This is a genomic window from Pseudomonas sp. 57B-090624, assembly GCF_003234055.1.
In the GTDB taxonomy this organism is placed as follows: Bacteria; Pseudomonadota; Gammaproteobacteria; order Pseudomonadales; family Pseudomonadaceae; genus Metapseudomonas; species Metapseudomonas tohonis.
This window is the reverse complement of record NZ_QKRU01000128.1, coordinates 1-8600: the sequence shown is the minus strand read 5'-3', so window position 1 is coordinate 8600 and position 8600 is coordinate 1. Positions and strand designations below refer to the sequence as shown.

Sequence of the window (8600 nt, the reverse complement as noted above, 5' to 3'; positions counted from 1 at the left end):
GCTGCGCGAGGATGCGCCCCGCGCGCCCTCCCCCGCACCACGCCCCACGCAACCGCCCGTCGGTGAAAGCCCGCGCCCCAGCGAGCCTGTGGCTGCGCCACGCAGGGAGCCCGCGCTGTCGCTCGACGACGAAGCGGACGATGAACCGGTGCCGAGCCTCGGCCTCGCCGCCGACCGGGAAGCCCCCGAGCAAACCCCGCCGCCGCACGCAGCCCTCTCCGCTGCGGACGATGAAGACGAAGACCTCGATACGCCCGTCGCCCCGCCGGCCCGCAGCGCTCCGCGCAACGAGCCCGGCCTGCGCGGCAGCAACCTGCTGGACATCGACGACGAGCCGCTGCAACTCGACTGGCAGCAGCCGAAGAAGCCCTGGGGCCGCTGGATCGGCTGGGGCCTGCTAAACCTGCTGGGCGCCGTCGCCCTGGCCGGCCAGTACGTCTGGTACCACTTCGACGAACTGGCGCGCTCCGACCAGTACCGCCCCTGGTTCGAACAGCTGTGCCCGGAACTCGGCTGCCAGCTGCCGTCCAAGGTCGACATCGCGCTGATCAAGAGCAGCAACCTGGTGGTACGCAGCCACCCGGACTTCACCGGCGCACTGGTGGTGGATGCCATCCTCTACAACCGCGCGCCCTTCTCCCAGCCGTTCCCGCTCCTGGAATTGCGCTTCGCCGATATCAGCGGCCAACTGCTTGCCAGTCGTCGCTTCAAGCCGGGCGAGTACCTCGCCGGCGAGCTCGCCGGGCAGTCCGAAATGCCACCGCAGACGCCCATCCACATCTCCCTGGACATTCTCGATCCGGGCACCAAGGCCGTGAACTACAGTCTCAGCTTCCACTCTCCCGAGTGACCCGCCGGCGACGCCTCGACGTCGCCGGCACCGCCGCCAGAACCGCCGGCGATAAGCTCCCCACTGTTCAGAATTTGTTCAAAACGACCTTTATCCGGTCATCGAGAGCGGGTATCATGCCCACCCTTTTTCGAAGACCAAGATCCGGCCCCACAGGCAGGGAAGACCCATGTCGGCGGTACGCATCGGCCCATACGCACTACCCAATCAGGTGATACTCGCCCCCATGGCGGGCGTGACCGATCGTCCGTTTCGTCTGCTTTGCCGCCGCCTCGGCGCCGGCTTGGTAGTCTCCGAAATGGTCACCAGCGATGTGCGCCTGTGGAATAGCCGCAAGTCGAAACTGCGCCTGCTGCACGAAGGCGACCCGGAGCCGCGCTCGGTGCAGATCGCCGGTGGCGACCCGCAGATGCTGGCCGAGGCCGCCGTCGCCAATGTGGCGCTCGGTGCGCAGATCATCGACATCAACATGGGTTGCCCGGCGAAGAAGGTCTGCAACAAGGCCGCCGGTTCCGCGCTGATGAAGGACGAGGCCCTGGTGGCCGCGATCCTCGAAGCGGTGGTCGGCGCCGTGGACGTGCCGGTGACCCTGAAGATCCGCACCGGCTGGGACCGGGACAACAAGAACGGCATCGCCGTGGCAAGGATCGCCGAACAGTCGGGGATACAGGCGCTGGCCGTGCATGGCCGCACCCGTGCCGACCTGTACACCGGCGAGGCCGAGTACGACACCATCGCCGCGATCAAGCAGGCGGTGTCGATCCCGGTCTTCGCCAACGGCGACATCACTTCGCCACAGAAGGCCAGAGAGGTCCTCGACGCCACCGGCGCCGATGCCCTGCTGATCGGTCGAGCGGCCCAGGGGCGACCCTGGATATTCCGCGAGATCGCGCATTACCTGGAAACCGGCGAACTGCTGCCGGCGCCGGGCTTGAAGGAAATTGAACAGATCCTGCTGGAGCACCTGGCCGCATTGCACGCCTTCTATGGCGACCTGATGGGCGTACGCATCGCCCGCAAGCATGTCGGCTGGTATCTCGCAACCCTGCCGGGCGCCAGGGAGTTTCGCGCCCAGTTCAATCGTTTGGAGTCCACGGACGCGCAGTGCGCCAACGTTCGAGAGTTTTTCATCGAACGTCACAACGACGGAGAACAGGCCGCATGACGACGATGACCGAGAATTTTTTTGATGGGGCAACACCCGTGAGCGACAACGCCAACCTTAAACAGCACCTGACGACACCGACCGCCGAAGGCCAGACCTTGCGCGGCAGCGTCGAGAAGGCCCTGCACAACTATTTCGCCCATCTCGAGGGCGCCGCGGTCACGGATGTCTACAACCTGGTGCTCTCCGAAGTGGAAGCCCCGCTGCTGGAGTCCGTGATGAACTACGTGAAGGGCAACCAGACCAAGGCGTCCGAGATGCTCGGCCTGAACCGCGGCACCTTGCGCAAGAAGCTCAAGCAGTACGACCTCCTTTAAGAACAGCTGGAAGCTGAAGGCCTGAAGCTGGATGCACGTGGCTTCGGGCGTTTGACTTCAAGCGCTGAGCTTCAGGCTTCCGGCTTCACCACCGACATCCCCCTGCACGATGGCCTTCAGATGACCGACCAGACCACCCGCCTCCCCGTTCGCCGCGCGCTGATCAGCGTCTCCGACAAGACCGGCATCCTCGACTTCGCCCGCGAGCTCGTTGCCCTCAACGTTGAGATCCTCTCCACCGGCGGCACCTACAAGCTGCTGCGGGACAACGGCATCGCCGCCGTGGAAGTCGCCGACTACACCGGCTTCCCGGAAATGATGGACGGCCGCGTGAAGACCCTGCACCCGAAGATCCACGGCGGCATCCTCGGTCGCCGCGCGCTGGACGGTGCGGTCATGGACCAGCACGGCATCAAGCCGATCGACCTGGTGGCGGTCAACCTGTATCCCTTCGAAGCCACCGTCGCCAAGCCTGACTGCGACCTGGCCGACGCCATCGAGAACATCGACATCGGCGGCCCGACCATGGTCCGCAGCGCCGCCAAGAACCACAAGGACGTCGCCATCGTGGTCAACGCCAGCGACTACGCCGGCATCGTCGAGTCCCTCAAGGACGGCGGCCTGACCTACGCCCAGCGCTTCGACCTGGCCCTCAAGGCCTTCGAGCACACCTCGGCCTACGACGGCATGATCGCCAACTACCTGGGCACCATCGACCAGGCCCGCGACACCCTGTCCACCGAGGCACGCGGCGCCTTCCCGCGCACCTTCAACAGCCAGTTCGTCAAGGCCCAGGAAATGCGCTACGGCGAGAACCCGCACCAGAGCGCGGCGTTCTACGTGGAAGCGAAGAAGGGCGAAGCCAGCGTCTCCACCGCCGTCCAGCTGCAGGGCAAGGAACTGTCCTTCAACAACGTGGCCGACACCGACGCCGCCCTGGAATGCGTGAAGAGCTTCGTCAAGCCGGCCTGCGTCATCGTCAAGCACGCCAACCCCTGCGGCGTTGCCGTGGTTCCGGAGGACGAAGGCGGCATCCGCAAGGCCTACGACCTGGCCTACGCCACCGACACCGAGTCCGCCTTCGGCGGCATCATCGCCTTCAACCGCGAGCTGGATGGCGAGACCGCCAAGGCCATCGTCGAGCGCCAGTTCGTCGAAGTGATCATCGCCCCGAAAATCTCCGCCGCCGCCCGTGAAGTGGTGGCCGCCAAGGCCAACGTGCGCCTGCTGGAATGCGGCGAGTGGCCGGCCGAGCGCGCCCCGGGCTGGGACTTCAAGCGCGTCAACGGCGGCCTGCTGGTGCAGAGCCGCGACATCGGCATGATCGCGGCAAGCGACCTGAAGATCGTCACCCAGCGCGCCCCGAGCGAGCAGGAGATCCACGACCTGATCTTCGCCTGGAAAGTGGCCAAGTTCGTCAAATCCAACGCCATCGTCTACGCCAGGAACCGCCAGACCGTCGGCGTCGGCGCCGGCCAGATGAGCCGCGTCAACTCCGCCCGCATCGCCGCCATCAAGGCCGAGCATGCCGGTCTCGAGGTCAAGGGCGCGGTCATGGCCTCCGACGCCTTCTTCCCCTTCCGCGACGGCATCGACAACGCCGCCAAGGCCGGCATCACCGCCGTGATCCAGCCGGGTGGCTCCATGCGTGACAACGAAGTCATCGCCGCCGCCGACGAGGCCGGCATTGCGATGGTATTCACCGGCATGCGCCATTTCAGACACTAACAGCGAGCTGCAAGCCACAAGCTTCAGGCTGCAAGAGAAGCAGGATCCTGCCCGCTTTGACTTGTAGCTTGTAGCTTGAAGCTTGCCGCTCTCTCCGCAGGAGAGCTCCATGAACGTACTGATCATCGGCAGCGGCGGTCGTGAACACGCCCTGGCCTGGAAAGTGGCCCAGGACCCGCGCGTCGCCAAGGTCTTCGTCGCCCCGGGCAACGCCGGCACCGCCACCGAAGCCAAGTGCGAGAACGTCGCCATCGACGTGCTGGCCATCGAGCAACTGGCCGACTTCGCCGCTGCCAACGTGCAGCTGACCATCGTCGGCCCCGAGGCCCCGCTGGTCAAAGGCGTGGTCGACCTGTTCCGCGCCCGTGGCCTGGCCATCTTCGGCCCCACCGCCGGCGCCGCCCAGCTGGAAGGCTCCAAGGCCTTCACCAAGGATTTCCTCGCCCGCCACAAGATTCCCACCGCCGACTACCAGAACTTCACCGAAGTCGAGCCGGCCCTGGCCTATCTGCGCGAGAAGGGTGCCCCCATCGTGGTCAAGGCCGACGGCCTGGCCGCCGGCAAGGGCGTGATCGTCGCCATGACCCTGAGCGATGCCGAGGACGCCGTGCGTGACATGCTCTCCGGCAACGCCTTCGGCGACGCCGGTGCCCGCGTGGTGATCGAGGAGTTCCTCGACGGCGAGGAAGCCAGCTTCATCGTCATGGTCGACGGCCAGAACGTGCTGCCCATGGCCACCAGCCAGGACCACAAGCGCGTCGGCGACGCCGACACCGGCCCCAACACCGGCGGCATGGGCGCCTACTCCCCCGCCCCGGTGGTCACCCCCGCCGTGCACCAGCGCGTGATGGACGAGGTGATCTACCCCACCGTCCGCGGCATGGCCGAGGAAGGCAACGTCTACACCGGCTTCCTCTATGCCGGCCTGATGATCGACAAGAGCGGCGCGCCCAAGGTCATCGAGTTCAACTGCCGCTTCGGCGACCCGGAGACCCAGCCCATCATGGTGCGCCTGGAAAGCTCCCTGGTCCTGCTGGTCGAGGCCGCCCTGGCCAAGGCCCTGGACAAGGTCGAAGCCACCTGGGACCCGCGTCCCACCGTCGGCGTGGTCATCGCTGCGGGCGGCTACCCGGGCGACTACGCCAAGGGTGACGTCATCGAAGGCCTGGCCGACGCCGCCGCGCTGGACGGCAAGGTGTTCCACGCCGGCACCGCCCTCAAGGACGGCCAGGTGGTCACCGCCGGTGGCCGCGTGCTCTGCGCCACGGCGATCGGCCCGACCGTCTCCGAAGCCCAGCAGCAGGCCTACCGCCTGGCCGAGAAGATCAGCTGGAATGGCAGTTTCCATCGCACGGACATCGGCTACCGCGCCATCGCCCGCGAACGCGGCGAGGATTGAAGGTAAATAACCGGTAAACCTGCGGAAGAGGCGGCCATATGGCCGCCTTTGTCATATTCCGCAGGCCGGTGCTTGGCTATAATCCCGCCACTCACCCACGAAGGGACTTCGCCCGTGCGCCGGCTCAGGATTGCCATCGGTCTTAGCGTCAGCCTGCTGCTGACCCTGCTCTGCCTGCCCTCGGTGCAAGCCGGGGAGCGCGCGCACTGGAGCATGCTTCTCGACCCCACGGCCAGCCTGCAGCTCGAAGACATCCGCGCCCAGCAATCCGCCTCGCAGTTCACCCCCGTCGACCTTCAGCGCCTCTACACACCCGGCGGCACCAGCGCCCTCTGGCTGCACCACCGTCTGCAACCGGGCGATCACGAGCAGTTGCTGCGGGTCTTCGCGCCCTACCTGTCCCTGCTCGACCTGTACGTCGTCCGTGGCAACGAGATCATCGACCACACCCGCACCGGCAGCCGCCTGCCCTACAGCGACCGCCCGCTGCCCAGCCGTGACTTCCTCCTGCCGCTGCCCATGCGCAGCGAGCCCCTGGACCTGTACCTGCGGCTCGCCTCCGAGCACGCCCTGCGCCCGACCATCGCCCTGCAATCGGCCGTGGAAATGGCCGCCGATGACAGCCGCCCGCTGCTCTTCGGCCTGCTCATCGGCAGCCTGCTGATGCTCGTGGTGCACAACCTCCTGCGCTTCGGCTATGCCCGTGCCACCAGCGGCCTGTGGCTGGCCGCCACCCAGCTGTGCCTGGTGGGCACAGCGCTCAGCCTGCTGGGCATCAGCGCCCCCTGGCTGCGCGGCTGGCAGAGCGCGCAGCCGCAGATCGCCAACCTGTCGATGCTGCTGGCGATGCTGTGTGCCCTCGCCTTCACCGGCAGCTTCTTCCGCAAGGTGCGCCCCAGTACACCGCTCAACGGCATCCTCATCGGCGAGATGGTGCTCATCGGGGTCATCGGCATGCTGCTGATGATCGCCACCGACCTGATGTTCAACCAGCTGGTCTACGCCATGGCGGCGCTCACCGGCCTGAGCATCCTCGTCGTCTCCACGCACCACTGGCGTCGCGGCTACCGCCCGGCACGCATGTTCACCGTGGCGCTGCTGGTCTACTGCATCGCCTTCATCGGCGCCCTGCCGGCCCTGTTCGGCTACTGGTCGGTGCAGTCCGACTGGCTGGCCTTCGCCCTGCTGGGCGTGACCGCCATCAGCGGCGTGCTGATGAGCATCGCCATGAGCGAGCGCCAGCGGCGCATCCTCCTCGACGATTTCAGCGTCAGCCGCGAAGCCGCCGCCAGCTCCGCCGAGCTCAAGGCCAAGGGCGAGTTCCTGGCCAAGATCAGCCACGAGATCCGCACCCCCATGAACGGCGTGCTGGGCATGACCGAGCTGCTGCTCGGCACCCCGCTGTCGGCCAAGCAGCGCGACTACGTGCAGACCATCCACAGCTCCGGCAACGAGCTGCTCACCCTGATCAACGAGATCCTCGACATCTCCAAGCTCGAATCCGGGCAGATCGAGCTGGACGACGTGCAATTCGACCTCAACGCCCTGATCGACGACTGCCTGGACATCTTCCGCGCCAAGGCCGAGCAGCAGAAGGTCGAACTGATCAGCTTCATGCAGCCCCAGGTGCCGCGCGTCATCAGCGGCGACCCGACGCGCCTGCGCCAGGCCCTGCTGAGCCTGCTGGACAACGCCTTCAAGCAGACCGACGAGGGCGAGATCCTCCTCGTGGTGGCCCTGGACACCAGCGGCAACGAACCGCGCCTGCGCATCGCCGTGCAGGACAGCGGCCGCCCGCTCGAAGCCAGCGAGCGCGACGCCCTGCTCAACGCCGAGCTGCACAGCAAGGACTTCCTCTCCGCCACCAAGCTCGGCGGCCGCCTGGGCCTGATCATCGCCCGCCAGCTGGTGCGCCTGATGGACGGCGAGTTCGGCGTGCAGACCGGCGGCAACCAGGGCAGCACCCTGTGGCTGACCCTGCCGCTGGACAGCGAGCGCCTGGAACAACCCGCCTCCGACTTCGACGGCCCGCTGCAGGGCGCACGGCTGCTGGTGGTGGACGACAACGACACCTGCCGCAAGGTGTTGATGCAGCAGTGCAGCGCCTGGGGCCTGCACGTCAGCGCCGTGCCCTCCGGCAAGGAGGCCCTGGCCCTGCTGCGCACCAAGGCCCACCTGCGCGAGTACTTCGACGTGGTGCTGCTGGACCAGGACATGCCCGGCATGACCGGCATGCAGCTGGCCGCCAAGATCAAGGAAGACCCGAGCCTCAACCACGACATCCTGATCATCATGCTCACCGGCATCAGCAACGCGCCGAGCAAGATCATCGCCCGCAATGCCGGCATCAAGCGCATCCTCGCCAAGCCGGTGGCCGGCTACACCCTCAAGACCACCCTCGCCGACGAGCTCAACCAGCGCGCCGCCGGCGGCGCGGCGGCCCTGCCCGGCTCCCAGGTCAGCACCCCGCTCAACGTGCCCAACGACTTCCGCATCCTGGTGGCCGAGGACAACAGCATCTCCACCAAGGTCATCCGCGGCATGCTCAGCAAGCTCAACCTGCAGCCGGACACCGCCAGCAATGGCGAGGAAGCCCTCAGCGCGATGAAGAACCAGCAGTACGACCTGGTGCTGATGGACTGCGAGATGCCGGTGCTGGACGGCTTCTCCGCCACCGAGATGCTGCGCAACTGGGAAAGCGAGGAACAGCGCCCGCGCACCCCGGTGGTCGCCCTCACCGCGCACATCCTCACCGAACACAAGGAACGCGCCCGCCAGGCCGGCATGGACGGCCACATGGCCAAGCCGGTCGAACTGTCGCAACTGCGCGAGCTGATCGAACACTGGGTCGCCGAAAAGGAAATGCGCCGCCAGCACGAGCCCGACAGCGCGCTGCACTCCTGATCCCCCGTAGCCCGGGCTTCAGCCCGGGGCTCCGCCCGCGAATGAATTCGCTCCTACGAGAGCGGCGGCGCTGCGCACCGCTTGGCGACCGAAGTCGCCCCTACAAAGGCCTCACGCCCGCGCGCCGGACATGACCGCTGCGTAGGGTGGATGACGCTCTTTTCATCCCCCAGGCGGGGTCGTGCCTGGCATGCCGATGAGCCTGGGAGAGCGGTGGGCTGAAGCCCACCCTACGCC

The 8600-nt window shown here is 66.9% G+C and carries 6 protein-coding genes; all 6 read left to right on the top strand.

The genetic code is table 11. The annotated features are described in order from the left end of the window. The coding region (locus DMX10_RS31210; protein ID WP_146603101.1) for a DUF3426 domain-containing protein at positions 1-850 on the top strand (850 nt) is incomplete at its 5' end. A gap of 169 nt (positions 851-1019) precedes the next feature. Beyond that, positions 1020-2015 carry a tRNA dihydrouridine synthase DusB gene (gene dusB / locus DMX10_RS31205; protein ID WP_111264730.1) on the top strand — a complete coding sequence of 332 codons (996 nt, stop codon included), beginning with the start codon at positions 1020-1022 and terminating at the stop codon, positions 2013-2015. After that, complete coding sequence (gene fis, locus DMX10_RS31200; RefSeq protein ID WP_031288889.1) at positions 2012-2332, top strand: DNA-binding transcriptional regulator Fis; 321 nt, start codon at positions 2012-2014, stop codon at positions 2330-2332. The genes dusB and fis overlap by 4 nt, the downstream gene beginning before the upstream one ends. 120 nt (positions 2333-2452) lie before the next feature. Continuing rightward, on the top strand, positions 2453-4060 hold the full coding sequence (gene purH, locus DMX10_RS31195; RefSeq protein WP_111264729.1) for a bifunctional phosphoribosylaminoimidazolecarboxamide formyltransferase/IMP cyclohydrolase: 1608 nt from the start codon (positions 2453-2455) through the stop codon (positions 4058-4060). Positions 4061-4169: 109 nt separating this feature from the next. After that, positions 4170-5459: a phosphoribosylamine--glycine ligase gene (gene purD / locus DMX10_RS31190; protein ID WP_111264728.1), complete on the top strand. Its 1290-nt coding sequence runs from the start codon at positions 4170-4172 to the stop codon at positions 5457-5459. A 114-nt stretch (positions 5460-5573) separates the two neighbouring features. Further along, a complete protein-coding gene (locus DMX10_RS31185) occupies positions 5574-8363 on the top strand; it encodes a hybrid sensor histidine kinase/response regulator (protein WP_111264727.1) in 2790 nt (929 codons plus the stop codon). Positions 8364-8600 lie beyond the last annotated feature (237 nt).